Annotated in this window: 20 protein-coding genes; 12 read left to right on the top strand and 8 right to left on the bottom strand. The window is 64.4% G+C overall.

What is annotated here, in order from left to right; translation table 11 throughout:
- Positions 1-25: 25 nt before the first annotated feature.
- From ACZ60G_RS03295 to ACZ60G_RS03265, 7 genes are all read left to right on the top strand, one after another.
- Entirely contained in the window at positions 26-6,520 is a 6,495-nt protein-coding gene (locus tag ACZ60G_RS03295; RefSeq protein WP_465806871.1) for an SDR family NAD(P)-dependent oxidoreductase, read from the top strand.
- Positions 6,517-8,832 carry a beta-ketoacyl synthase gene (locus ACZ60G_RS03290; RefSeq protein ID WP_465806870.1) on the top strand — a complete coding sequence of 772 codons (2,316 nt, stop codon included), beginning with the start codon at positions 6,517-6,519 and terminating at the stop codon, positions 8,830-8,832. The genes ACZ60G_RS03295 and ACZ60G_RS03290 overlap by 4 nt, the downstream gene beginning before the upstream one ends.
- Positions 8,829-10,391 (top strand): PfaD family polyunsaturated fatty acid/polyketide biosynthesis protein, encoded by a 1,563-nt coding sequence (locus ACZ60G_RS03285; RefSeq protein WP_465806868.1) that lies wholly within the window; start codon positions 8,829-8,831, stop codon positions 10,389-10,391. The genes ACZ60G_RS03290 and ACZ60G_RS03285 overlap by 4 nt, the downstream gene beginning before the upstream one ends.
- A gap of 79 nt (positions 10,392-10,470) precedes the next feature.
- The gene (locus ACZ60G_RS03280) at positions 10,471-11,166 is read left to right on the top strand and encodes an SGNH/GDSL hydrolase family protein (protein ID WP_465806867.1); all 696 of its coding nucleotides are present in this window, start codon (positions 10,471-10,473) and stop codon (positions 11,164-11,166) included.
- A gap of 25 nt (positions 11,167-11,191) precedes the next feature.
- Positions 11,192-12,610, top strand: coding sequence for an MFS transporter (locus ACZ60G_RS03275; protein WP_465806865.1), 1,419 nt, complete (start codon positions 11,192-11,194; stop codon positions 12,608-12,610).
- 301 nt (positions 12,611-12,911) lie between these two features.
- On the top strand, positions 12,912-13,724 hold the full coding sequence (locus ACZ60G_RS03270; protein WP_465806863.1) for an SDR family NAD(P)-dependent oxidoreductase: 813 nt from the start codon (positions 12,912-12,914) through the stop codon (positions 13,722-13,724).
- A gap of 40 nt (positions 13,725-13,764) precedes the next feature.
- The gene (locus ACZ60G_RS03265) at positions 13,765-14,184 is read left to right on the top strand and encodes a VOC family protein (RefSeq protein WP_465806862.1); all 420 of its coding nucleotides are present in this window, start codon (positions 13,765-13,767) and stop codon (positions 14,182-14,184) included.
- Between the two features lie 24 nt (positions 14,185-14,208).
- On the opposite strand, the gene cyaB is transcribed toward ACZ60G_RS03265, so the two are convergent.
- Positions 14,209-14,781 carry a class IV adenylate cyclase gene (cyaB, locus tag ACZ60G_RS03260; RefSeq protein ID WP_465806861.1) on the bottom strand — a complete coding sequence of 191 codons (573 nt, stop codon included), beginning with the start codon at positions 14,779-14,781 and terminating at the stop codon, positions 14,209-14,211.
- A 149-nt stretch (positions 14,782-14,930) separates the two neighbouring features.
- Here cyaB and ACZ60G_RS03255 point away from each other — a divergent pair, with 149 nt between their 5' ends.
- The 5 genes from ACZ60G_RS03255 (at position 14,931) to ACZ60G_RS03235 (ending at position 18,626) form a co-directional block, all read left to right on the top strand.
- On the top strand, positions 14,931-15,407 hold the full coding sequence (locus ACZ60G_RS03255; RefSeq protein WP_465806859.1) for a hypothetical protein: 477 nt from the start codon (positions 14,931-14,933) through the stop codon (positions 15,405-15,407).
- Positions 15,408-16,084: 677 nt separating this feature from the next.
- Positions 16,085-16,621: a hypothetical protein gene (locus ACZ60G_RS03250; RefSeq protein WP_465806857.1), complete on the top strand. Its 537-nt coding sequence runs from the start codon at positions 16,085-16,087 to the stop codon at positions 16,619-16,621.
- A 207-nt stretch (positions 16,622-16,828) separates the two neighbouring features.
- Positions 16,829-17,623 (top strand): hypothetical protein, encoded by a 795-nt coding sequence (locus ACZ60G_RS03245; RefSeq protein ID WP_465806856.1) that lies wholly within the window; start codon positions 16,829-16,831, stop codon positions 17,621-17,623.
- A gap of 254 nt (positions 17,624-17,877) precedes the next feature.
- The gene (locus ACZ60G_RS03240) at positions 17,878-18,225 is read left to right on the top strand and encodes a hypothetical protein (protein WP_465806854.1); all 348 of its coding nucleotides are present in this window, start codon (positions 17,878-17,880) and stop codon (positions 18,223-18,225) included.
- A 68-nt stretch (positions 18,226-18,293) separates the two neighbouring features.
- Positions 18,294-18,626 carry a hypothetical protein gene (locus tag ACZ60G_RS03235; protein ID WP_465806852.1) on the top strand — a complete coding sequence of 111 codons (333 nt, stop codon included), beginning with the start codon at positions 18,294-18,296 and terminating at the stop codon, positions 18,624-18,626.
- Between the two features lie 41 nt (positions 18,627-18,667).
- Here the strand turns inward: ACZ60G_RS03235 and ACZ60G_RS03230 are convergent, their stop codons facing one another.
- From ACZ60G_RS03230 to ACZ60G_RS03200, 7 genes are read right to left on the bottom strand one after another with little or no spacing between them, the layout of a single operon-like run.
- Positions 18,668-19,480: a carbohydrate ABC transporter permease gene (locus ACZ60G_RS03230; protein ID WP_433622830.1), complete on the bottom strand. Its 813-nt coding sequence runs from the start codon at positions 19,478-19,480 to the stop codon at positions 18,668-18,670.
- Complete coding sequence (locus ACZ60G_RS03225) at positions 19,470-20,411, bottom strand: carbohydrate ABC transporter permease (protein ID WP_465806850.1); 942 nt, start codon at positions 20,409-20,411, stop codon at positions 19,470-19,472. The genes ACZ60G_RS03230 and ACZ60G_RS03225 overlap by 11 nt, the downstream gene beginning before the upstream one ends.
- Positions 20,412-21,263 carry a metallophosphoesterase gene (locus ACZ60G_RS03220; RefSeq protein ID WP_465806848.1) on the bottom strand — a complete coding sequence of 284 codons (852 nt, stop codon included), beginning with the start codon at positions 21,261-21,263 and terminating at the stop codon, positions 20,412-20,414. It lies immediately after the preceding gene.
- Positions 21,260-22,648 carry an ABC transporter substrate-binding protein gene (locus ACZ60G_RS03215; protein WP_465806847.1) on the bottom strand — a complete coding sequence of 463 codons (1,389 nt, stop codon included), beginning with the start codon at positions 22,646-22,648 and terminating at the stop codon, positions 21,260-21,262. Before ACZ60G_RS03215 ends, ACZ60G_RS03220 begins: the two co-directional genes overlap by 4 nt.
- 23 nt (positions 22,649-22,671) lie before the next feature.
- Complete coding sequence (locus ACZ60G_RS03210; protein ID WP_465806845.1) at positions 22,672-23,799, bottom strand: ABC transporter ATP-binding protein; 1,128 nt, start codon at positions 23,797-23,799, stop codon at positions 22,672-22,674.
- Between the two features lie 8 nt (positions 23,800-23,807).
- Positions 23,808-24,701, bottom strand: a complete 894-nt coding sequence (locus tag ACZ60G_RS03205) for an alpha/beta hydrolase family protein (RefSeq protein ID WP_465806844.1) — start codon at positions 24,699-24,701, stop codon at positions 23,808-23,810.
- Positions 24,698-25,222: a YiiD C-terminal domain-containing protein gene (locus ACZ60G_RS03200; protein WP_465806842.1), complete on the bottom strand. Its 525-nt coding sequence runs from the start codon at positions 25,220-25,222 to the stop codon at positions 24,698-24,700. Before ACZ60G_RS03200 ends, ACZ60G_RS03205 begins: the two co-directional genes overlap by 4 nt.
- Positions 25,223-25,225 lie beyond the last annotated feature (3 nt).

The raw sequence follows: 25,225 nt of genomic DNA, 5'->3' as shown, positions 1-25,225 counted from the left end.
TCCACCCGGTTCGAGAGGAACTTTCGTGACAGACGACAGACGCCTGGCGCGCAACCCGATCGCTGTTGTCGGGATGTCCGGGCTGCTGCCCAACGCGCACAACCATCGAGAGTATTGGCAGAACATCGTCGACGGCGTGGACTGCACCACCGAGGTGCCCACATCGCGCTGGAGCCTCGACGATTACTTCGACGCCGATCAGGACGCGCCTGATAAGACCTACTCGCGTCGCGGCGCGTTTTTGCCCGAAATCGACTTCGACCCGCTGGAATTCGGGCTGCCGCCCAATCAGCTCGAAGTCACCAGCACCATGCAGACGCTCAGCCTCGGTGTGGCGCGTGATCTGCTGATCGATGCGGGCGCGGTCGATTCCGCCTGGTACGACCCGGGCAAGACCGGCGTCGTGCTCGGCACCACCGGTCCCGTACCGCTGATGCATCCGCTGGCGGCACGACTTTCGACACCGGTGCTGAAGGAGGCGGCGCGCTCGGTCGGACTCTCCGATACCGACGCCGATGCGATCGCCGACAAGTTCGTCGCGGCTTTCGCGCCGTGGGAAGCGAATTCGTTCCCGGGCCTGCTGGCAAACATCACAGCGGGCCGGGTCGCCAACCGGCTCGGCCTCGGCGGGATCAACTGCACCGTCGATGCGGCGTGTGCGGCATCGCTTGCCGCACTGCGGACCGCCATTGCCGAACTGCAGGACGGCCGGGCCGACATGATGATCACCGGTGGTGTGGATACCGAGAACACCATCTTCATCTACATGTGCTTCAGCAAGGTGGGGGCGCTGTCGGCGAACGGACAGATCAGCCCGTTCTCCTCCGAAGCGAACGGCACGCTGCTCGGTGAGGGCATCACCATGCTCGCCCTGCGGCGGCTGGAAGACGCACGTCGCGATGGCAATCGGATCTATGCCGTCATCCGCGGCCTGGGTTCCTCCAGCGACGGCCGGGCGAAGAGCATCTACGCGCCGCGTGCGGGCGGGCAGCGGGTCGCCCTCGATCGGGCCTATGCCGACGCCGATTGCTCACCGGCGGATGTCGCGCTCATCGAGGCGCATGCGACCGGTACGCCGGTCGGCGACAAGACCGAGCTCACCGCGCTGAAATCGCTGCTGTCCGACGCGACTTCGGAGCCTCGCTTCGCGGCGCTGGGCAGTGTGAAGTCGCAGATCGGGCACACCAAGGGTGCGGCGGGTACCGCCTCGGTCATGAAACTGGCGCTCGCACTGCACCAGAAGGTGTTGCCGGGCACCATCAATGTGGACGCACCGAATGCGGAGATCGCGCCGGATGACGCGCCCTATTACGTGAATACCCGGACGCGGCCGTGGATCCTGGATCCGCAGCGTCCGGTGCGCCGGGCCGCGGCCTCGGCATTCGGGTTCGGCGGCACCAACTTCCATGTCGTGTTGGAGGAGGCCGACTCGGCTCGCACCGAGCCGGTACTGCATCGCACCGCGCAGGCGCATCTGTGGCATGCGCCCGATGTGGCCGGGCTGGTGGATGCGGTCCGCAGCGTGGATGGCGTCGACGGCGGCGATATTCCGGAGGACCACGCGCGCATCGGATTCGTCTCGGTCGACGATGAGAATGCCGCGCACCTGCGGGCGCTCGCGGTGGACGAACTGGTGCGCAATCCCGAAGCCGTGGCGTGGGATCACCCGGAGGGCGTGTACTTCCGGGCGGCGGCATTGCCGGAGCGCAAGATCGGTGCGCTCTTCGCCGGGCAGGGCAGTCAGTACGTCGATATGGGAGCGGATGCGGCACTGAGCAATCCGGCGGTCGGCGCGGCCTTCGATGCGGCCAATATCGCATTCACCGGAGCGCCGGTGCGGCTGTCTTCGGTGGTGTTCCCGCCGCCCGCCTTCGACGAAGAGACATCGTCGGAGCAGGAAAAGTCTTTGCGCCGAACCGAATTCGCACAGCCCGCGATCGGCGCGCTGTCGTCGGGGCAGTTCCGGGCGCTGGCGGAGTGTGGATTCCGTGCGAACGGATATCTGGGCCACAGCTTCGGTGAACTCACCGCGCTGTGGGCCTCCGGTGCGGTCGGCACCGAGGACTTCTTCGCCCTGGCCCGGGCGCGCGGTGCGGCGATGACGCCGGCAGCCGGTGTCGAGGCCGGGACCATGGTGGCGCTCGGCGCGTCGAGGGAGATCGCCGAGGAACTGCTCACCGGTGTCGACGACGTATGGATCTGCAACCACAATGCGCCGGATCAGGTCGTAGTCGGCGGCGGGCCGGAGGGGATCGCCGCCGTGGTCGAGCGGGCCGGTGCGCGTGGGGTGGCCACTCGGGCACTGCCGGTGTCCGGTGCGTTCCACACACCGTATGTGGCGCACGCGGTGGACGCGTTCGCTGACGCGACCGCGGCGGTGACGATCGGTGCGCCCGACGCACCGGTGTACGCGAATACCCCCGACGCCCGCTATGGCGATGATGTCGCGGCGAATCGGGCGCTGCTCACCGGACAGCTCAGTAAGCCGGTCGAATTCGTCGCCGCGCTGACCGCGATGCGTGCGGACGGCTGCACAGTATTCGTGGAATTCGGGCCGAAGCAGGTGCTGACCTCATTGGTGCGGCGCACCCTCGGCGACGATGTCATCGCCATCCCCACCGATTCCGGTCCCATCGGCAATAGCGATCTCGCGCTGGGACGGGCGGCGGTGCGGCTGGCCGTGCTCGGCTTCGGCCTGCACGGCATCAATCGGCACGCCGCGCCCTTGCCCGCTTCGCGCACCTCGAATCGTGCGATGACCGTGACGATCTCGGCGCCCGAGTACGTGCCCGAGAGCCGGCGTGCGGCGTATGCGGCCGCACTCGACGACGGCTATCGCGTCAGTGTCGCCGCACCAACTCCTGTCGACACCGTCGTCGATCCCCAGCCTGAAACGCTGCCCGTGGCAGCGTCTTTCGCCGAACCAACGGAGACGACCGTGTATCAGCCCTACGATTCGGGCTCGGACGCACTCGACAGTGCGCTCGTGCAGCACCTACAGACCCACCGTCAGTTCCTCGACGGGCAGCTGGATATGGCCCGCAACCTGGCCGGGGCGCTCGGCAATGGATCGCTCGACGAGGCGACCGTGCGGGCGATCGAAGCCGTGAAGGATCACGGTGTGGCGATCAGTGAAAGTCATTCGCGGGCAAGTGAAGTGCTCGCGCAGTTGGCCGAGCTGGAGGGTGGATTCGCGCCTGTTGCGCGGACGGCCGTGACGCGGCGGGTGGAGTCCACTCGGCAGACGGCGATCGAGTCGGCGCCTGAGCGTCGGCCGTTGGCTTCTGGGGGCGTCGCTACCTCTGGAGCTGCCGAAACCAATGTGGCGCATTCGGGGATCTCCACCAATGGTGGACCGGTCACTGCGGAGTTCAACGGTGGCACTTCCGCCGCTTCCCAGTTCAACGGTGGCGTTGCCGCTGCTCCCGAGTTCCAGGCCAATGGTGGCGTGGCTGCTACGGAGTCCGGAGGTGGCGCGGCATCCAGCTCTCAGGCATCCAGTTCTCAGGCATCCACCGACGCGCTGCTGAGCGCGTTGCGGGAGGTCGTGGCCGAGAAGACCGGGTATCCGGTGGAGATGGTTGATCCGTCGATGGATCTGGAGGCCGATCTCGGTGTGGATTCGATAAAGCGGGTTCAGGTGATCGGTGCGCTGCAGGAGCTGTTCCCGCAGCTGCCGAACCTCGGGCCGGAGCAGTTGGGGACGCTGCGCACGCTCGATCAGATCGCGAGTTTGCTGGGTGACGGGGCGGCCTCGGAGGGGACGGGCGCGCCTGCCGCGGCTCCTGGAACTGCTGGGGCGACTGCACCTGCGGTTGCCGGGGCGACTGCGACTGGTGCCGGAGCTGCTGGACCTGCGGGTGCTGCCGGAACTGCTGCTGCGGCGGCACCCACGGCTGGTGCCGGAGCCACCTCGGCGACCGCGCCCACGGGTGACGACCTGCGGATCGCGTTGCGCGAGGTCGTCGCCGAGAAGACCGGTTATCCGGTCGAAATGGTGGATCCGTCGATGGATCTGGAGGCCGATCTCGGCGTCGACTCGATCAAGCGAGTCCAGGTGATCGGCGCACTCCAGGAACGGTTTCCGGACTTACCCAGCCTCGGTCCGGAGCAGCTTGGCACGCTACGCACAGTGGATCAGATCGTCGACGAGCTCGCGACGTCGGTGGGCGGTGATGTCCACCCAAAAGCTGAGGCCGCGGCCGAAACGCCGCGGTATGCCGTCGAACTGATCACCCTGCCGTCGCTGGACCGGGCCGTCGCCCCGTATCGCGAGGGCGGTGCGGTCGCATTGATCGACCTCACCGGTCAGGCGGATGCCGACTGCGCCGCCATCGAATCCGTGCTCACCGAGCAGGGCTGGTCGGTGCATCGGACGGATTCGGCAGGCCTGTCGGATCTCGATTCCGTCGATGTCTGCCTCGCGGTGCTGAGCTGTGAGTTCGCCGATTGGGAGGCCACGCAGCGGTGGCTCGGCGCGGCCGTGCTGACCGCCGGTCATGCGGTGCCGCGCCTGGCGAAGACCGATAGCCGGGCGGCGTTCGTCACGGTGACCCGGCTCGACGGTCACCTCGGCTTCCTCGGCACGGCGGGTCCGATCACCGCCTTGCTCGGCGGTGTCGGCGGTGTCGTGAAAACCCTTGCGGCCGAACAGCCCGCGCTGTTCTGCCGGGCACTTGATTTCGACCCGGAAATCACACCGGCGCGACTGGCCGAGCTGATCACCGCAGAGTTGCACGATGCCGCGCGTGACACGCTCGAGGTCGGCATCGATGCGGCGGAGCAGCGCAGGACGCTGGTGCCCAGTGCACATGCGCCTGCCCGTTCGGTCAGCATCGTGCGTCACGAGCAGGGGCCGAGTGTGCTTACGGCACAGGATGTTCTGCTCGTCACGGGAGGTGCGCGTGGCGTCACCGCCACATGCGTCCGGGCGCTGGCGCAGCGGAGCGAGTCACGCTTCGTGCTCCTCGGTCGCTCCGAGTTGACACCTGAACCGGATTGGGCTGCAGGCGTTTACGATGCCGAGCTCAAGGTTGCGGCGGTGCGCGCACTCGCTGGTACCGGAGCAAAGCCACGCGATATCGAGCGTGCGTGCGCCCAGGTACGGGCCACCCGCGAAATCAGTCAAACGCTGACCGAATTGGGTTCGCGGGCAGAGTATCTGGCCGTCGACGCGACCGACGAAGCGGCCGTGCGCACCGCACTCGCACCGTGGCGCGACGCCATAACCGGCGTCGTGCACGGGGCGGGTGTGCTGGCGGACTCCATGCTCACCGACAAAACGGCCGAATCCATCGAGCGGGTACTGGATCCCAAGATCTCTGGGCTGGCCGCCGTGCTTGCCGCACTCGGCGAACTACGGCATCTGGTGCTGTTCACCTCGGTGGCCGGCCTTTTCGGTAATGCGGGTCAGGCCGACTACGCCACCGCGAACGAGGCACTGTCTCGATTCGCGGTGAGCTATCGGCGCCGCCATCCCGACTGCCACGTCACCGCGATCGACTGGGGTGCCTGGGACGGCGGCATGGTGACGCCCGAACTGCGCGAGCATTTCCACGCTCGCGGCATCGCCCTGCTGGACCCCGAGACGGGTGCGGCGGCCTTCACCGAACAGTTCACTGCGGACCGACGCGACGACGCGGTAGTACTGATCGGTCCCGCCGAAAGTCTCACGGGCGATACGACAGTCGATCCACCCGCGATGCGGGCCCGGCGGATCATCACCGGGCTCACCGACGATCCGATTATCCAAGCGCACCGAATCGGCGAACATATCGTGCTACCAGCCACGTTCGGCATCGGTGCGATGGTGAACCTGGCCGAGCGCAGCTTGCCCGGCCGGATGGTCATCGGAGCCAGGGATTTCCAGGTCCTCAAGGGAATCGTGTTCGATCATCCGGTGGATGAGCTCGAACTCGAACTCGTCCCCGGCGAGTCGGTCGATGGCCTTGCGCTGGTCGAGGCGACTGTCCGCAGCGACGATGCGCTGCACTTCCGGGCGACGCTGCTGCTGGCTGCCGGAGCCGATCGGCCGCCGACCAAGACGATCCCGACCGGATCGGTCAGCGACGCGAATATCTACCGCGATGCCATCCAGTTCCACGCGCCCGCCCTGCAGGGCCTGCGCACGGTACTGGCGGCCTCGGACGAGGCGATCGTATTCGATTGCGCCTTGCCCGCCGCGCGAGTGGCCGACGGCGCGTACGCCGGTCGCCTGCACGACCCGGTCCTCGCCGACCTGATCCTGCAGGGCCCACCGGTGCTCGGCTACCGACTCCTCGGTGCGGCCTGTCTGCCACTGGGTGTCGGCCGCGTGGACTACTACCGGCAGTTGCCAACGGACGAGCCGTTCCTGCTCACCGTGGACAACCCACGGCCCGGCAGCTTCGATGTCCGGATCGACGCCACCGCAACAACATCGGATGGGACAGTGCTGCAACGCTTCTCGGATGTCACCGTGGTGACGACACCAGATCTGACCGCGAAATTCCAGGCTTCGGTGCGGGGGTGGTCGGCATGACGGTTATCGAGTTCGACGGAGTGCCGTTCGATCCGGTCGGCACTGCTGCCGTCCGGGGCACGTCGGCTGGGGTCCGCGAGAGCCCGGCGGTCCGTGAGAGCCGGGAGGTGCACGAGAGTTCTGGGGTCCGCGAAAGCTCGGCGGTGCACGAGAGCCGGGAGGTGCACGAGAGTTCTGGGGTCCGCGAAAGCCCGGCGGTGCACGAGAGCCGGGAGGTGCACGAGAGTTCTGGGGTCCGCGAAAGCCCGGCGGTGCACGAGAGCCGGGAGGTGCACGAGAGTTCTGCGGTCCGCGAAAGCTCGGCGGTCCGCGAGAGCCGGGAGGTGCACGAAGGTTTTGCGGTCCGCGAAAACCCGATGGTCCGCGAAAGCCTGGCGGTGCACCATGGCCCCGCCGCGCACCAAGGCCCCGCCGCGCACCAAGCGCCTGCGGGCCATGAAACGCCAAGGGTGCATCAACTGCCCGCGGTACCGGAAGTCGCAATCTCGACGGCCACAACACAGGCACGTCCGCAAACCCCTGGCCCGCTCACCGAGATCCGTTCGGGCGTTGTCGCCGCCCACCGCGCAGCGCTGACCGCCCAGGTCGCACTGCAACGGGCGATATGGCAGCGGACGGTGCACCCGCAGGTCCCGGCGACGGACCACGGCCACAGCGGCCAGTCCATTTCGAGCGCACGCATCGCCGCCGCACCGGAGTGGACGTTCAAGCCGCCGGCCCGCACCACCCGCGCCAGCCTCGATCGAGCAGCGCTGGTGCGCCTCACCGAGGGCGATGCCGCCGGCGTATTCGGATATCGGCGCGCTGGCGTCGAATCCATGGCGCGACTCGCGGCGGCGGGCCCCCTGGTGCTCACCGAGGTCGTGGCCATCGAATTGCGCGGCGGCACCGGAAACGGCCGCTTGGTCGCGCATTTCGACGGCGATACCCGAGCGGCCGCAGTACAGGCGGCGGAGGTATTCGCACTGTTCACCGGCATGCAGCTGTGCCTCTCGCGGAGCACGCTGGTGAGCGAGCCGGGCGCAACCGAAAGCAGAACTGGCACAGTCGAATTCGTCGTCACGGAAATCGACCTGGTACCCCGGCCGCATGTCACCGGCACCGCGACCATCGCGGGTACCGCTCCGCTGCGGGTCACCGTGACAGTGGCCGAACCGGCGGGCGCGGGCGTCGGCCCAGGTGGTGCGGTACCTGGCCTACTGCTCAACGAATTCCACATGACCCACCTCGCCCGCGGCGATCAAGCCATCGCCATGGGACCCGAATTCGCCGAATACACCGGCGTCCGGGCGACCCGCCTACCGACGGGTGGGCTGCTCCTGGTCGATCGTGTCATCGAATTCGACGGTGCCCGTGGCAAATTGGATGGCGCGACGTACCGGTCCGAATACGATTCACCCGCCGATTCCTGGTACTACGGCGATACCGCCAACGAATCCATGCCGCATTTCGTGTACATGGAGACCTCGCTGCAGGCGGCACTGCTGATGGGCTACTACGCCGGTCCCACCCTCACCCAGCCGGGCGTCACCCTGAGCCTGCGCAACCTCGGCGGCACCGCGACCGTCCTGCGCCAGGTAGATCTGCGGGACAAGACGATCGAGCAGACCTCGCGCCTGTTGTCGACAACGATCCTGCCCGGCTCGTCACTGCAGAATTTCGACTACACGCTGAGCGTTGACGGTGAACCCTTCTACACCGGCGAGACCATGTTCGGGTACTTCAGCGACGAAGCCCTGGCGAACCAGACCGGCCTCGACGCCGGACGGTCCGTCCCCACCTGGCTGGACGAGCATCCACAAGCCACCCGCACCATCGATGTCGCCGCTCGCCGAGCGGATCCGAATGCCCGGCTGTGTGCCCGCCGCACCCTGGCACTGATCGACCGGATCGACGTGGTCGACGGCGGCGGAAAATACGGTGCGGGGTATCTGCATTCATTGCGCGAAATCGACCCGTCGGACTGGTATTTCGCCCGCCACTTCCACCTGGACCCGGTGATCCCGGGATCGCTCGGAGTGGAATCGGTCATCCACGCCATCCAGGAGTGGATGCTCGACGCCGGATTCGCCGACACCCTCGGCGATCCGGTCTTCCGCATCCCCGGCGATATCGCCTTCAGCTGGCGCTACCGCGGCCAGTTCCTGCCGACCGACGGAACGGTGCAGTTGGAGGCCCACATCAAGGAAATCCGCAGGGGCGCAAACGGTGTCACCGTCATCGCGGACGGTTCGCTGTGGAAGCCGGGTCTGCGCATCTACGAATTGGTCGACCTGGCAATCGAACTCGGTGAGCGAGAGGAGCGGCCGTGACCGCATCGTCAGCTATCGTCGTCGCGGAAACCGCCGACGACATCACGGCCGTACTACTCGATGTGCGGCAACCGTGCTGGATCGTGCGGCACGGCGGCCAGGTGGGCGCGACCTCGGATGCGGCGGTCGCGGCACGATCGCAGGTGCTCACCGCGGTCGCGCCGCTGCCGCCGGAGTCGCTCGGGGACAAACAGTTCCACGCGATGCACGGCGTGCGCGCGGCCTATGCGGCAGGTGCGATGGCCAATGGCATCGCCGCTCCGGCCCTGGTTGCGGCGATGGCGCGTGCGGGCTACCTGGCCTCGTATGGTGCGGCCGGGGTGACGCCCCCGGCCGTGGATGCGGCGCTGGCCGAACTCAGTTCGCTGGGAAAGCCCTTCGCCTGCAACCTGATTCACAGTCCGTCCGAGCCGGCGCTGGAACGCGCGATCGTCGATTCCTGCCTGCGCCACGGCGTGCGCTGCGTAGAGGCCTCGGCATTCATGGGCCTGACCACCGAGGTCGTGCGATACCGGGCGGCGGGCCTCGGCATCGACCGGCACGGCCAGATCGAGGTACGCAATCGCCTGATCGCCAAGGTGTCCCGAGTCGAGGTCGCGGAACCCTTCCTGCGACCGGCACCTGTCGCTTTGCTCCGCCGACTGGTCGAATCCGGTGATCTGACACCGGAACAGGCCCGCCTGGCCGAGCAGGTGCCGATGGCCGACGACATCACCGCGGAAGCCGATTCCGGCGGCCACACCGACCGCAGGCCACTGCTCGTGCTGTTCCCGGAACTGGTCGCGGCGCGCGATCGGATTGCCACCACTGTGCCCGCAGCGGCAGCAGTAAGGATCGGTGCGGCAGGCGGTATCGGCACACCCGCCGCCGCGGCCGCCGCCTTCGCACTGGGTGCCGCCTATGTAGTGACCGGTTCGATCAACCAGGCCACCCGTGAGGCGGCCCAATGCGAAACAACCAAACAGCTACTGGCCCAAGCGGATTTCGCCGACTGCACCATGTCGCCGTCCTCCGACATGTTCGAGCTCGGCGTACAGGTCCAGGTCTTGCGCCGCGGCACCATGTTCGCCGCCCGCGCCCAGCGCTTGTACGACACCTACCGCGCCTACGCCGGATTAAACGATATCCCCGCCGACCTACGCCGCGATCTCGAGGCAACCCTGTTCCGGCGGCCCCTCGAGACGGTCTGGCAGGACTGCGTCACCTACTTCACCGAACGTGACCCCGGACAGTTGGTCGGCGCGGACGAAGATCCAAAACGCAAGATGGCCTTGGTATTCCGGTGGTACCTCGGGTTGTCCTCCGGCTGGAGCATCCGTGGCGAAGCCGACCGCACCGCCGACTACCAGATCTGGTGCGGCCCCGCCATGGGCGGCTTCAACAATTGGGTTGCCGGAACCTACCTCGCCGCCCTCAACAACCGCCACGCAGCCGACATCGCCGACCAAATGATGCTGGGCGCCGCCTATCTCACCCGAATCGCCCAACTCCGCACCGCAGGCGTACGCCTACCAGCCGAATGCACCCGATTCGTGCCGCGACCGATGGAGCGCCAATAGCCACGTTGGGAACCAGGGCCGGCCAGTAGACGGTGAAAGCGCTTGAGAAAAACATACGACCGACCGTATGCTCTCCTTCATGGAGCAACAAACCTTCACCGAGGCGGCCGACCCGTTCTGCCTGGACCAGGCGGATGCCGCGGCATTGCTGACAGGAGCCCCGTGGGGCCGGTATGCCGTTGTGGGAGACAGCCTTTCGGCCGGAACCGGGGATCCCACCCCGGGCTACAAGGATCAGGGCTGGTCAGACCGGGTTGCTGGTGTCTTGCGGTCGGTCCGGCCGGAGCTGGACTACCTCAACGTCTCCGAGATCGGGGCCACAACCGCCCAGACGCTGGAGAACCAGGCGGCCCGCATGCTCGAGTTCTCGCCGGACCTGCTCCACGTGCCATGCGGGGCCAACGACATCGTGCGGCGGAAACCGGACTTCGGCGAGATAGAGCGAACGCTTCGGCAGATGTACGACCTGGCGAAGGGGACCGGCGCCCTGCTGACCACTTTCACGCTCGGCAGGGCGTACGTCGTCCCGGTCTTCCCTGACTGGCCGGAGCGGATCGCCGCGGTCAACGAGATCGTGCGCGGGCTGGCTTCCGAATACGACGCCATCGTGGTGGACATGTGGGATCACCCGGTCAACGACCGCGACAACCTGCTCAGTGCGGATCGTATCCACTTCTCGACCTCGGGTCAGGCTGTCATGGCGGCCGAGGTGGTCAGGAAACTGGCTAACTCCCTGGGACGCACGGACAAAGAGGGCTCTTACCGTGGCAAGTAGTCAGCAAGCAGTTAGCCAGCCGGTAGTGGCCGCGGAGGCCGACGGCATTCCGTGGATGACGATGTCGATTGTCTTGTCCGCGATGTTCATGGCGATCCTCGACTCGTTCATCGTCGTGGTCGCCGACCCCTCGATCGTGGCGGACCTGCATGCCTCCGCGAGCGATGTCCAGTGGGTTCTGGCGGGTTATCAGCTGAGTTACGCGGTTTTCATCATTACCGCTACTCGTCTGGCCGACATGTACGGCCGCAAGCGGATTTTCGTTCTCGGGGTGGCCCTGTTCACTCTGTCGTCAGTCGCTTGCGCGCTATCACCGAACGCGGGCAGCCTTATCGCCGCGCGTGTCATCCAGGGCCTAGGAGCCGCCCTGATGGTTCCGCAGGTGTTCGCGTACGTCACGGTGCTGGTGCCGGAGGCGAAGCGGCACAGCATATACGGCGTAGTCGGCATCGTCATGGGTATGGCCACCATCGGCGGACAGGTCGTCGGCGGACTGCTGATCGGCGCCAATCTGTTCGACTCCGGCTGGCGCCTGGTGTTCTGGGTGAACGTGCCGATCGGAATTGTCATGTTCCTGCTCGCCGTGCGATATGTGCCGCAGACAGGCTCAGCCGCCACCCGCAAGCTGGACCTGCCCGGCGTTCTGGCGCTCAGCGCAGCACTCTTTCTCCTGGTGCTCCCGCTGATCCAGGGGCAGCAGGCTGGCTGGCCATGGTGGGTCTGGGCTTGCTTCGCAGGCAGCGCAGTCGCATTCGGTTTGTTCGTCGCGATCGAGCGGGGCCTGGAACGGCGGGGCGAGGATCCGCTGGTACCGCTGACGCTGTTCAGGCAGCGCTCGTTCTCGCTCGGGATCATTCTCGTCCTCGCCCTGTATGCGCTGATCTACTCGTATTACCTGGTCTTGTCGGTAACGCTGCAGCAAGGGCTCGATATGTCGGCGCTCGGCGCGGGCTTGGTCTACACGCCGGCAGCCACCGCATTCTTCGTGTTCAGCATGGTAGCGAGCCGGATAATCCCGAAATATGGACGACGTGTCCTCGAGGTCGGGGCGATCATCCTGGCGAGCGGTTACCTGGCGACCGGCCTCTTGCTGGTGTCCGGCCCGCGAATCACTCCGCTGCTCGTGATCCCCACTCTCATTCTGCAAAGCGTCGGTGGTGGACTGGTTATCACCCCGGCGCTCAACACGGTGTTGAGCCGCGTGAAGCCGGAGTCGGTCGGTGTCGCGTCAGGGGCGTTGTCCACGGCCCAGCAGTGTGGCGGAGCGCTGGGCGTTGCCGTTATCGGAGCGGTCTACTTCAGCTCGTTCCATCCCGCGGAAGTCGGCAGGGTCGCCGCCGCCGGCCACGCCTTTGCCGTCGCGTCCTTCGGGACGTTCGCAATCGCTGTCGTAGCAGGCATTGTCGTCTTGCTTCTGCCGAAGCGGCCAACCGCCCAGACGTGAGTGCGAGGATCACCGGTCATGGCCAGGGCTGCGGATAAAGCGGGCCCATCAGGTGAACGCCGACCCCCCCTCTGTGAGTTTGTCGCAGCCGAGAGTATTGCGCAACAAAAGGTTGCGTGTTTCTGATGCTCATGGCAGAGTGATACGCAACCAATGGTTGCTTATCGGAGGTTCGGAGTGGAGTTCAGCGTCAGCCACCACGGCTGACCGACCGGTTGCTGGGCGAGATCTCTGGCGACCTCCTCGACCGATGTCGGCGCCCTGTCGACGTCGCACGTGATGGAACGGAGTCTGATCGGATATGAGTGGATTGCTGCTCGAAGACAAGAGCGCTGTGATCTATGGCGGCGGGGGCGCTATCGGCGGCGCTATCGCACGGGTATTCGCCAGGGAAGGCGCGCGGGTCTTCATCGCCGGGCGGACGCAGGCGAAGCTCGACGCCGTGGCGCGTGATATCGCCGCCGCGGGCGGAACAGTCGAGACCGCACAAGTCGACGTTTTCGATCAACAGGCGGTCGAAAAGCACGCCGATGCGGTCGCGGCGACGGCAGGCAATATCGACATCGCCCTCAACGCCGTGAGTGTCATGCACGACCAGGGGACCTTGCTGGCGGACCTCTCGCTGGAGGAGTTCATGCGGCCGATCGACGGCTTTCTGCGGACGCTGTTCATCACGAGCAAGGCTGTGGCACAGCACATGGGTCGCGAGCGTCCCGGCGTCATCCTGACTTTGTCCGAGCCGGGTTCCAAACTGGCTGTGGGCGGCATCTTGGGGCACAGCGTGAGTGCGGCAGGCAAGGAGGCCTTCACGCGGAACCTGGCCGCGGAGCTGGCGCCCAGCAACATCCGGGTCATCGGCATCCGTCCACACGCCGTCGTCGATGCGCCGGCAGCGGGTTCCTACACCAAAGACCTCTTCGAACAAATCGCGGCAGCGGCCGGGCAGTCGGTCCAGGAATTGCTCGAAGGCGGGGCGATGGCGCAGGGGACGCTGCTCAAAAGGCTGCCCACGCTGTCCGAAATAGCAGAGACGGCCGCATTTTTGGCTTCTGATCGAGCTGGGGCCATGACGGGCGCAATCGCCAATCTATCCGGCGGCGCACTCGTCGACTGAGGTTTGCACGACTGACGACAGGTTGCCGGAGAAATCTTTGGTGACCTCCTCGACCGATGTCGGCACCCTGTCGACGTCGCAGTATGAAACGGAGCTGATCGGAATGCCCACGATGCCCGCTGGGAGCATCCTGCTCGGGAGCACACGAGCGACGGAGTTGCGTAAGTGGTACCTCGAGGTACTCGCACCCGACCACACCGGAGATGGCCCGATCGTTCTCGGGCAGTTGATGCTCGTCATCGATCAGCGTGACGACATCGGCGACACCAACCCCGAACCAGGCCGATCGATCCTCAACTTCCACGTCGACGACTTCGCCGCGTTCGAAACACAACTGGACGCCGCGGGCGTGGAATGGGTCGCGCGCGCCACCGACCGCCCCGCCGGAAGATTCGCCACCTTCAAAGACCCGGACGGCAACTACCTGCAGATCATTCAGTTTGCGCAGCCGCCGCACTAGCGGGTTGTCGCCTAGGGCCGCCAATCAGCCTTTCCGGATGTCGCGGCTTGCGGCCACCGCTTCGGTGTACAGCTCGGTCGTGAGCTGATCAGGCGAGACGCCGAGCGCGGCGAGGACTGTACGGAGATCGGCGAGTGCGCTGGCGAGGTCGTCCTCGGTGTCGACCTGAGTTTCCAGTTCCAGGAACGTGCCGTCGATCTCCGGGACCGTGACGACTGTCGCGAGCATTAAGCGGCCAGCAGCGGTGAACCGGTGGTTCTCGCACCGCTTAGTGAAGGAGATCTGCGGCCGATAACCCAGCCGCGCGATGATCTGCTCCATCACATCCCGTCGACTCACGTCCGTCTCGTATTCGGGCTTCGACCCGCTTTCCTGTTCGACTGCTGCATCTTTGAACGTGAGGAGGTGGCGAGCGGAGCCATCGCCCGAACGAACTGTCCGCAAGCGGAATTCACGACCGGTCGCAGTCAAAGACTTGTCGGCGTCATCGAAGTAGATGTCGTGGTAAGAGACCACATCGACGTCCGCGCGCGCCACCAACTTCTCGCGAACACCGTCAGCGTCCGTAAGCCGGGCTTTGTATTCGGCTTCGATCACACTCGCCTCCATTTCAGACAATCTGATCCGCATGAGAGAAGGCCCGCTCCAGCGTTCGGACGAAGGCATTGGGGACTGGCCCAAGTTCGGTTGACTAGCGAGGTGCGCACCGGACCCGGCGGGATTCAGTGTTGTACTGGCGGCCTATTGTGCCGGGCCTCAACGACTCAGAACCCCACCTGCGGCGGAGTCTCGAGCTGAGCCACCACGCCCACGCGACGGTGTTCACCGGTTTGTTCTTCAAGGACCAGATCCGCGAGTACTACCGCGCCCACGGTCTGTCGGAACCCTATCGAGATGGTAACCGGCGCAAGGTGTTTCCTGAGGCGCTGGAACGGCGAATACTCAACGCCGCCACGGTCGGTCGGCCGGGTTCGCCGTTGTTCCGTAAGACCAGCTGTGCCGTTGCTTACGCGCATGGGGTCGCGGACTACAACCGGCCACTGCGGCATCCGGGAACTATGCGACATCTGCCCGTCGGCACAGCTACGGCGGTGTGCGCAGATGTGGCAGCGTCCGGCAAGCGCACTGATCAGCGACGGTGTCTGTACTGGCCCGGCGTGATCGAGGCGGCCGGTCTGTCCGAATTCCGAACAGCCCCAGAACCCGAAGGAGATCTCTGGTGAGCGCTATCGAGCAGCCGATCACGATCGTCGTCGTCGGCACCCATTCGACACATCGCAGCCCGCCAAAGATTTCCGACGCAGTAAACGTAAGAACCACAAGGAGCAGCCGAATGACGTTACATCACACGGCCTTAAAGATGTCGAGCCCCCGGATGCCTGGTCAGCGTGCGCAATTGCGTCGTCTGCGAACGCATCCGCGGGATCCGCGCGAAGTTGTGGCCCGGTCAAGGCTTTCGTATAGTGTGCGGTCAGTGGCTGTTGACAAGCTGAACGACGCCAGGGAGGGTGGTCGAGTCCGACCATCGGGCGGCTGACACGTGTGGGGGGTTGATGTCGATTCCAGAGAAGACTTCGCTATTTGAAATGGCGGCCAGCGGTTACCGCGAGGTGCAGTGATGGCTGCCGGGTTCTACAACCACTATGACGACCCCGATGAATTCTGGGACGAGGAACCGCTTCAGCCGAGACCCAAGGCTTCTCCCGCAGCCTCGGATTCTTCGCGCCCGCACGTGGCAGGCATTCCTTCCTCGTATAGTCCGCCCCCTCCGGCTACACCCCCGCTTCCGGTCGGTCGGCCTTCCCCGCCCCTCCGCGATATCGCGCCAACGCCTCGGTCGTCGGCCACCCCGATGAGCAGACTCGGCCTCGAGCCACCTCAGAAGTCCTCCCTGGTTTCCGTGGAGGTCGGTTCCGATCGGCTGCCCATAGGCATCAGCTTGGGTCGCAGTTGGAAGAATACGTTCGATCCGCCGCAGTACGGTCAGTCGATTGTGGACGGCTATCGCTACGGGCTCTATCTCTTGGCTGCTCGCATGGTCGAGTCCGGAACGCTGCCGCCATCGACGGTGCCGTCGTTGCGCGATGCTGCCCCGTTATTGCTGAAAACCCGTACCATCGACGAGTTCCGAGAACTATACGATCATCTATTTCTCGAAAATCCGATCACGGTTCATGGCCCGGGGCGTACCGCGGACGGTCGGCCGGCGCTGACAGTCACGGCAACAGAGTCCAAGCTGATCTCGATCAGTATCGATCCGCGCTGGGCGGAGGGAATTGATGTCGATTTCATCGCCCAAGACGTTCTCGAATGCTGTCAGCAAATACGATCGAAGAAACCTCAGCCGGTGAAAGATGTCCACCTGGACCGAGAATCGGATAGTGCGGCGGCCTCGCGGATCGTGGAGCACGAGAATTATCTATTGCAGTATGGCTAGGGGTCTTTGTGCAATTGATATTGCATGACCTGAACCTCGTCTACCCGGTCGATCGCATGTGTCCAGTGCAGAAGTGAACGAGGCGGATCGTCTCGCGTCCCATTGGCAATTTGGGCACTTGCACGACGTGGCCCGCTCGCCCCTTAGGGATGTGCGCCGGTCTGTGAATAAGTAGATCAAAATTATACGAATGGATGTTTGATTCCTATGGGCGAATTGACGGAAACGACCCTAGCGCAGATCAGGGATGACTTCTCCAAAAAGGTGGAGGAAGTCAAGAAGACGCCCGATAAAATCAATGACGCAGTCGACGATTTGAAGTATTACGCACCCCTGGTGTACTTGAAGGTGAGTCAAGTCAGGGATGATATTCAAGATAAGCTCGCTGAACTGTTCGAGCAGCTCAAACAAGCCGTTGAGGGTATGTTTGCTCCCTGGTTATTCTTGGATTACGCGGCAAAGTGGCAAGGCATAGGTGCCCAGGTCCGTACCTGTAATGGTATGCAAGGTAGACGTGTTTTGAACATGGAGGGGCGATGGGATGGGAGTGCCTACAAGTCTTTCAAGACAACAAAGGAAAGTCAGCAGGCGGCCATGACCTCCATCGAGAATATGTGCAACACTATTCACGACAAGCTTATTACCGTGGCGGAGGAAGGGCAGAATCTTTACTACAACATAACCAATAAACTGGCAACGATAATCGCTCAGGTTGCAACGTTTGTCGAGGAGACGGCGGCCACAGCCGGCGCTGCCGCGGTCTGGACTATCAATAATTTGAATGGCGCTATTGTGGCAGCCGTCGAACTCGTCGTTCAGGCACTCACCGACTTCGTGAAGGTCGAGAGCAAGGTGTACGTCGCCAGCCAGGATCTCAAGAACCTTGTCAGGGCACCGAGCGGGTTCGATGTCGCCAAATCAGGCAAAGTGACTTGGCCCAGCAGTGCGAGCGATCAGTTCGATAACAAAGAGGACGATTGGAAACAGGACGGAGCGGCCTAATGTACGGACATTCGTCGCGGGCCGGCGATGATCTCTCTGTGGTGTATGTCAAATCAACGGGGGGCTTTGATCATCGCTATTCGGCTCCGAAGATCATAGCTGCGGTGGCGGGTATGTTCGTTTTGGCAGCGTGTGGTACCCGAGAATTTGCTACGCCAACTGTGGAGTCGAGTACGCCAGCTGTAGCGCCAGCGAGCACGGTAGCATGCACCAGCACAAGAACCCATGAACCGCGGAACTCGGACGAGAGATACTTGACCGCGGAAATTGCGAAAATTCAGTTTCCCGCGGGAACCTGCTTGTTCATGGTGAACGCTGACGATGCTCTCGATAAACCAGGAACAATATACGTTACTGTCCACCTCGACGTGGCGGCCTCGACAAGGCCGGACGATCTACGTCCGGCCGCTACTGATATCGCACACCTTCTCAAGAAGACTGAAGTCGGGCAGCGTATATCGGTCGTGGACGTCAACAACTGGGGCACCGCGAAGCCGAAGTACCGAACACTTCTGACCGATGAAAACTTCCAAGAACACCCATGGAACGGCACGCCATCCGAGGAGGCCGAGATGGCGATCTGGAAGATTGTCGATCCATAATACGTTGGATGGCGATCGACTCGTCCGTAATATATGTAAGAAAACTGATAGCTGCGGAGTGATTGTCTATGGTTAGAGAACTGAAGGTAGACGTCGATCTTCTCGAGACGGTTTCCAAGGTTTGGCTGAATGACGTGGCGCCGGAGTTGGGGAAGACAGCTGCAAATATCGACGAGTTGAAATACACGGTCGTGCAGTTCGGGATCCTCTTCGCCGGTATGTGGCACGAATACACCCAAGCGGCCGACTTCATTCAAAACCGCCTGAACGAGGCCAAGCCGGTGGCTGAGCAGATCGGGAACGGGCTGCATACAGCTGCTACCAGCTTCGGGCTGCAACAGGAACAGCAAGCTCAGGAGACAGAGAAACTGAAGGAGGCCGTCGACAATCCCGGAAATTAGCCCGGATCTTTCGAGGCAGCTATCCAGCTGCGGTCGCTGCGCTACTTCAACCCCGACCGCACGAACGCATTCACGATGTGCCGTTGCAGCAGGAGATACATCAGCAACACCGGAAGGCAAGCCAGGCTGGCCAGCGCCATCATCGGCCCCCACTGATCACCCTCGGTGCCCATGAAACTGCGCAACCCCAACTGGAGCACGCTGTTGGATTGGCGGAGAACGACTGCGGGCCAGAAGTATTCGTTCCAGGCGTTGATGAACAGCAGGATGGCCAGGGCGGCGAGGGCGGGGCGGAGGTTGGGGACGACGACGGTCCAGAGGATGGACCAGGAAGAGCGGCCGTCGATTTTGGCGGCAGCGACGAGTTCCTTGGGGAAGCCGGCCATGTGCTGACGCAGTAGCAATACCGCGAGTGCCGAGCACAGGGTCGGCAGGACCACGCCGATCAGGGAGTTGACCAGCCCGAGCCGGGTGAGCAGCACGTAGTTCGGCAGCATCGTCACCTGGAACGGAACCAGCCAGGTGCCGACGAACGCGAGGTACAGGATCCGCTGGAACGGGAAGGTGTACATCGCGAACGCGTAGGAGGCGAGCAACGCCACCAGCAATTGTCCGGCCGCGGACAGTGCTGCCACGAAGAAGGTATTGCCGATCAAGCCGACTACATCGACCTTTTCGGCGGCATCGGTGTAGTTGGCGAAGGAGATCGGCCAGGGGAAGGGCGAGAGCGAGGTGACATCCTCGGGGCGCCGCAGCGAGGTGGCGAACAGCCAATAGATCGGGAATATGCACACCACGGCGGTGACCGCGAGCAGCAGATGGCTGCTCGCGGTCCGCAGACGGTCAATCATCATGGAAGGCAACCCTTTCCGAGATCCACACCAGAATCCCGGCGATCACACCGAATCCGGCGAACAGCAGCACACCGGCCGCCGCGCTGAGTCCGGCATCGAAGCTGTGGAAGGCGTAGTCCCACAGCAGGTAATAGATATTTGTGGTGGCCTGTGCGGGCCCGCCCTGCGTCATCGAGTCGATGAGCGGAAAGGTCAGTGTGGGACTGAGCAGTACGGTGGTCAGCACCAGGAACAGCAGCGTGGGGGAGAGCAGCGGCAGGGTTATCCAGCGCCGGATCTGTCCCGAACTAGCGCCGTCCACCTGGGCGGCTTCGTCATAATCGCCGCTGATACCGGCCAATCCGGCCCATACCACCAGCACCGCGAAACCGAGCAGCTGCCAGCCGGTGATTCCGATGATGACGGCGTGCGCGGTTCCCGCGTCGTATACCCAGTTGCGATTCGAGCCGAGCACCTGGTCGACGAAGCCACTGCCGGGATGCAACAGCCACCGCCAAACCGCCGCTGCCGCAACAGGAGCCACCAGGAATGGCACGAATATGAAGGCGTGATAGATGGTCCGGCCCTGCACCCGCCTGCTGGCCAACGCAATCAACACCGGCAGCACAACGGTGAACGGAAGCATGCCCAGAATCAGCACCCCCGTGCGCCCGACCGAATCCCAGAACGCCGGAAGTTCCACCAGCCGCTCGTAATTGCCCGTACCGACGGGCTTCATCGGCGAGGTCGGCAGGAGATTCCACGAGTAGGTGGACAATTCGAATGCCTGCACCAGCGGCCGATAGATCCACACGACGAGCAGGAACAGCGCGGGTGCGAGATAAAGGTAGGGCACCACGAACCGCCCCGCCCGGCGGAACCGGGCGAGGCGGCGGGTCTGCGGCACCGGCGCGATATCCGGTGCCGCAGTGGGTATTTCGACGACGAACATCTACCTCGCCTCGGCGGCCAGTGCGGCCAACTGCTCGAGCACATCCGATTCGGCCCGGTCGTAGACGGTTTCGGCGGGTGTCGCCTCGATCGCGGTGGCCACCAGTGTCGTACCGAGCAGATCGATCCGGCTGTAACCGAATCCGTTCAGGCCCCGGTGCCGCCCGAGCGGTGCGATCGTGTCGATTCGGTATGCCAGCGCGGGCCCGATCCACACCGGAATACCGCCGAGCGCGGCCGCGCCGGTCAGGTGGTTGTGCCCGCAGATGATCAGTCGCACATCCGATCCCGCAAGCACTTCCTCGAGTAACTCCGGCTGCTCGAGCCGCAGATATTCGGTCGCGGCCACCGGCGACGGAATCGGCGGATGGTGCAGCACCAGCAGTGTGCCGTGCGGTGCGGGTTCGCGCAGCTGATCGGTCAGCCAATCCAGCTGTTCGGGCTCGAGCCGCCCGTCGTGCCTGCGCGGTGTGCTGCTGTCCAGTGCGATGATCCGGAGTCCGGCGATGTCGAACACCTGGTCATGGGTGGCGTCCGGGTCGACCGAATTTAGGCCGAGCAACTCGATGCCGAACGCCGTGCGCTCGTCGTGATTGCCCATCGTGTACACCGTCTGCGCGCCGAGTTCGGCGGCTACCGGCTCCACCGCATCGCGCAGCCGCCGATATGCCTCCGGCGACCCGTTATCGGTGAGATCCCCCGATAACACCAGCGCGTCGATGCGCTGCTGCGAGGCACGCAGCTGCTGTAGCGCGTGGGTGAGGTTGGCGTAGGTGTCGATCATGCCGTGTACCCGTTCCCCGGTGGCCCGGATGTGGGTATCGGTCAGCTGAACGACGGTCACCGTGCTCATGACGCGGGCAGGAGTTTGGCGCCCTGATCCCGGGCGGTGGTCAAGGTGGGCTGGGGATCCTTGCCCTGGAACACGATCGACTCGACCGCGTCCATCATGCCGTCACGGACCTGCAGATAGTTGGTGCCCGGCATGGAGATCCACGGCTCCATATTCGCCAGCTGCGCGACATTCGGCTTCAGCAGGGGATTCTGCTCCGACCAGGTCTTCAGCCCGTTCGGATCGTCCATCAAACCGGTACGCAGCGGCAGATACCCGATGCCCTGCGAGATCTTCGTGTACGCCTCCTCACTGGTGAGGAACTTGATGAGCTCCCACGACGCCCGCTGCTTGGCCGGGTCGTTGGACAGAATGTGCAGCGACGCACCGGAATTCGTCGGCACGGTCGGCTTGCTGCCGAAGCTCGGCATGGGTGCCGCGCGCAGATCCCACTTGTCCTTGGCGCCGGTGACGAAGGTGCCCTGGATCGCACTGGTCTCCAGGATCATGCCGATCTCACCGCGGGCGAACGCCTCATAACCCTGCTTCTGGTTGAACTTCGGCATACTGCCCGAATCGACCAGCTGCTTGCTCATCTGGGTGACCTCGACCGCGGGCGCGTCCGCGAACGATAGCGTCTTGCGGTCCTCGGAGATGACCCGGCCGCCGTTGGAGCGCACCATCGACTGGAAGCACCAGTCCTTGGCGGTCTTGGTCAGGCAGTCGATGTACACACCGCCCTTACCGGTCTTGCCAGAAATCGCGGCGGCCGCATCGGAGACCTGCTGCCAGGTGGCCGGCGGCTTGGCCGGATCGAGTCCGGCCTCGTTGAACAGCGCGGCGTTGAAATACAGGACGGGCGTGGAGAATACGAACGGAACACCGTAGGTGTGGCCATCCCAGTCCGCGAGCGTGCGGGCCTTCGGGGCGTACGGGTATTTGGCGCCGTCGAAGTTGTGCTGCACTTCCTGCTTGGAAACCAGCGTGTCCAGCGGCTTGGCGCCGAGCTGGTGGATGGTGTAGTCCAGATCGCTGAAGCCGAGCTGCGCGACATCCGGCGGGGTGCCCGCGACCATCTGGTTCTGAATGCTGGAGATGGTGTCGGTGGCCGGGTTCGGGCTATTGCCCTGCGGCTTCTGCGCGGTCACCTTGATATTCGGGTACTTCTTGCCGAAATCGGCGATCAGCGCGTTGAAGGTGTCGGTCCACGCGCCGGCGAGTCCGTAGTTGTAGGACTCGAACACGATGGACACCTGCTGATCCGGCTTCAGTTCCGGGATCTGGGCGGTGTCGGCATTCGAGTCGGTGGTGGTGCTCCCGAGGCCGCCGCAGGCGCTGAGCGCGACGGTGGTTGCGAACACCAGGCCCAGTACGGGCACGGTGCGTTTCACGGTGGTTCTCCTCATCGATGAAGGGTGGTTGTTACGAATCAGGCGACGGCGACTACGGCGCTATCGGTAACCGAATCCTGGTGCGGCTCTTGCCAAGTCAGGCGCAGTCCGGATTCGGGGTGGAACAGGTGCAGGTGTGCGGGATCGACGCGCAGCCCGATCGGTTCGTCGGCGCGCACGCCGGCCGGGCGCGGTGCGCGGGCGCACAGCGTCTGCTCGCCGGTGCTGAAGTGGATCAGTTCCTCACTGCCCAGGTTCTCGACCATCGTCACGTGGCCGCGGATGGCGGGGTCAGTCGAGTCGATGCGCAGTTGTTCGGGGCGGATTCCGGCGACGACCTCGATGTCGGCATCGAAATCCACTGCGGTTATGGCCAATTCGGTGTCGATGCCATCGGCCACCAGGAACAGGCGGCCGTCGCGCTGGGTCACGGTCGCGGGGAACAGATTCATCGGCGGCGCACCGAGGAATCCGGCGACGAAGGTCGAGCGGGGCCGGTCGTAGAGTTCGGTCGGCGTGCCGACCTGCTCCACCTGACCGTCATTGAGCAGTGCGATCCGGTCCGCCATGGTCATTGCCTCGACCTGGTCGTGGGTGACGTAGAGGAACGTCGCTCCCAACCCGCGATGCAGCGAAATCAGTTCGGCCCGGGTGGCGCTGCGCAATTTCGCATCCAGATTGGACAACGGTTCGTCCATCAGGAACGCGCCGGGATCGCGAACCATGGCGCGGGCCAAGGCAACTCGTTGTCGCTGCCCACCGGACAAGGCGGCGGGCTTGCGGCGCAACAACTCGTCCAACCCGAGCGCTGCCGCCACCTCCGCGACCCGGGCCGCGATTTTCGCGCGCGGTGTGCGCCGCGCCCGCAATGGAAAGCCGATGTTATTCGCCACCGTCAGATGCGGATACAGCGCGTAACTCTGGAACACCATTGCCAGGTCGCGCTGCTGCGGTGCCCGATGGGTGATATCGGTGTCGTCCAATAGGATCCGGCCGCCGGTCGGGTCCTCCAGACCCGCGATCATCCGCAGCAGGGTGGATTTGCCGCAGCCGCTCGGTCCGAGCAACACCATGAACTCACCGTCGGCGATATCCAGGCTCACCTCCCGCACCGCATAGGTGGTGCCGAAGTGCTTGGATACCTGCTCGATGCGCAGTCGTGCCACCAGATCTCCTAGACCGGCAGCTCGCCCGCGACGACCCAGGTCGCCACCCGGGCCGCGATCGCCGGTGCATCCTTGACCCACTGGAAGTGGTCACGGTGGTCGACCGGCGCATTCTCGTCGATGTGCCACTGGGTGACCCGGGCGTTCGGCATCCGGGAGACCAGGAAGTCGACATTGGACTTCGGGCCGAGCACATCCTCGGACAGCGAGATGACCAGCACCGGCAGTGTCATCTCGCGCAGCAGCGTGTTGTATTGCCGCGCTGTACCTTTGGGTCGGTAGTAGCTGGTCAGCGAGTGCATCGACCAGTCCCGCATCACGCGGCCGGGCATCGGTGCGGGGATCAGCACGCCGCCGGGCCAGTGCCCCTTCCAGCGCGATACCAAGCCGATCCACTGGATCTGGCTCAGTGCCTCGAACCAGCGGCGCGGTCCGAACGCCCACCAGAACACGGTGCCGGTCCCGATGACGGTCACTCCGGCGACCCGATCGGGTTCGGCGGCGGCGAACAGCAGCGCGAGCTGGCCGCCGAGGCTGTGCCCGAACAGGTGGATCGGTGCCTCTGGAAAGCGTGTGCGCACCGCGGAAACTATCGCGGGCAGATCGATTTCCAACATCTCGCGATAGCCGAAATCGCTGTGCAGCCCGAATTCCGGCTTCGCCTCACCGTGCGCGCGCAGATCGCAGGTGGCGACCGAAAGCCCCTGGGCGTTCAGCTCTTTGGCGAGGGCCAGATAGTTCTTCGCCTTCATCGCCATGGCGGGCAGGATCAGCACTACCGGCGCATCGGCCTTCTTGGCGGGCAGGAAGCGGACGGTGAACTCGACGCCATCGGCGGTCGATACCGTGGTCGACTCCAAGGCTTGGAATCCCGAACTTTTCTGGGGTGCCGTGCTGGTCACTGGTCGGCCTCCATGATCGCGATATCGCAGACGTAGTCGAAGGTGAATTTCGCGACGACAACATCGGCGTCGTCGAGCAGCAGCGCCTTGCCGGACAATTCGAACCGGTTCGAGGCGGTGGCGGCCAGTACCTCGGCGAGTTCCCGCTGGTCGACGGTGGCGATGGCGCGGATCCGCCCGACCGCCGGTTTGCGATAGGACGCTGTGCCCGCGCGCAGCACCAGTCGCTCGACGGTGTTCAGGCGAGTGGCAGCCGCGCCGACGAAGGCCGCCGCGCCACCGATATCGGCGGCGGTGAACAACGCACCGGCGTGCACGGTGCCCATGTGGTTGCGCACGGTATCGACGGCGGGAATTTCCACGACCGCGCGTTCCGGCGAGATCTCGGTGATCAGAGTGCCGACGTGTCGTCCGAACGGCACCATATCCTGCGATACCGCCCGCAGATATTCGTAATCGACCGCATCGCAATCGAGTTCGGGATACGCGGCGGCGAATCCGACGATTTCACGCGTTGTCATTGT

The sequence above is a fragment of the Nocardia sp. NPDC102475 genome, assembly GCF_055584605.1.
The sequence above is the reverse complement of the archived record's forward strand: the minus strand, read 5'-3'. Positions and strand labels throughout refer to the sequence as shown.

Bases quoted from the DNA above. Each gene is read 5' to 3' on its own strand.
- ACZ60G_RS03290 (WP_465806870.1), top strand. From the start codon at position 6,517: ATGACGGTTATCGAGTTCGACGGAGTGCCGTTCGATCCGGTCGGCACT.
- ACZ60G_RS03280 (WP_465806867.1), top strand. From the start codon at position 10,471: ATGGAGCAACAAACCTTCACCGAGGCGGCCGACCCGTTCTGCCTGGAC.
- ACZ60G_RS03270 (WP_465806863.1), top strand. From the start codon at position 12,912: ATGAGTGGATTGCTGCTCGAAGACAAGAGCGCTGTGATCTATGGCGGC.
- ACZ60G_RS03245 (WP_465806856.1), top strand. From the start codon at position 16,829: ATGGGCGAATTGACGGAAACGACCCTAGCGCAGATCAGGGATGACTTC.
- ACZ60G_RS03235 (WP_465806852.1), top strand. From the start codon at position 18,294: ATGGTTAGAGAACTGAAGGTAGACGTCGATCTTCTCGAGACGGTTTCC.
- ACZ60G_RS03230 (WP_433622830.1), bottom strand. From the start codon at position 19,480: ATGATGATTGACCGTCTGCGGACCGCGAGCAGCCATCTGCTGCTCGCG.
- ACZ60G_RS03225 (WP_465806850.1), bottom strand. From the start codon at position 20,411: ATGTTCGTCGTCGAAATACCCACTGCGGCACCGGATATCGCGCCGGTG.
- ACZ60G_RS03220 (WP_465806848.1), bottom strand. From the start codon at position 21,263: ATGAGCACGGTGACCGTCGTTCAGCTGACCGATACCCACATCCGGGCC.
- ACZ60G_RS03215 (WP_465806847.1), bottom strand. From the start codon at position 22,648: ATGAGGAGAACCACCGTGAAACGCACCGTGCCCGTACTGGGCCTGGTG.
- ACZ60G_RS03200 (WP_465806842.1), bottom strand. From the start codon at position 25,222: ATGACAACGCGTGAAATCGTCGGATTCGCCGCCGCGTATCCCGAACTC.